The sequence below is a fragment of the Psychrobacter sp. FME13 genome, from assembly GCF_014861395.1.
Classification (GTDB): Bacteria; Pseudomonadota; Gammaproteobacteria; order Pseudomonadales; family Moraxellaceae; genus Psychrobacter.
Map to the genome: position 1 here is coordinate 1 of NZ_RRYV01000372.1, position 595 is coordinate 595.

A 595-nucleotide genomic window follows, 5' to 3' on the forward strand; every position below is an offset into this window, starting at 1 on the left:
AGCGCTATGATCTTAGAATGAAGCTGTTTGCTGGTATCATTAATTCCGAGCTTAACCTATGACTTTTGCAAGAGGTCTTATGACTTCTAAATCTTTTTTGTTAATAGGTTTGGATAAAAAGCCATCCATACCTACTTGTTTACAAGCCTCTTGGTCTTCGGTTGAGCTGTTTGCTGTCAGTGCCACGATAGGGATGTTATCACCTTGCAAGCGAATAGCTTGAGTTGCTTGTAGCCCATCCATAACTGGCATACGGCAATCCATTAAAATAAGCGAGATCTCTTGACGTTGAGTCTTTAACTGTTCAAGAGCTTGCTGACCATCTTCTGCGACTACACTACGATAACCAAGCTTACTCAATATTTTGCAGGTTATTTTTTGGTTGGTTGGACTATCCTCTGCGACTAGAATCAGTGGAGACAAGACTTCTTTTTTGGGTGCATATTCTTCTACAAAAGATGGGCTGCTGTCATATTGATGTTTGACCAGTATGTTTAGTTTTTTTCTTGTAGACAAGGTTAAGCGCAGCAGCTCAGAAACTAGGGCGTGTCATCAATTAGCATAGATATTTCAGAATAAGCTATACTTAGATCGT

General features: G+C 39.8%; 1 protein-coding gene. It reads right to left on the reverse strand.

All coding sequences use genetic code 11. The features are described 5' to 3' along the window. Nucleotides 1–51: 51 nt before the first annotated feature. On the reverse strand, nt 52–516 hold the full coding sequence (locus EI164_RS16645; protein ID WP_225739376.1) for a response regulator: 465 nt from the start codon (nt 514–516) through the stop codon (nt 52–54). Between the last annotated feature and the right edge of the window lie 79 nt (nt 517–595).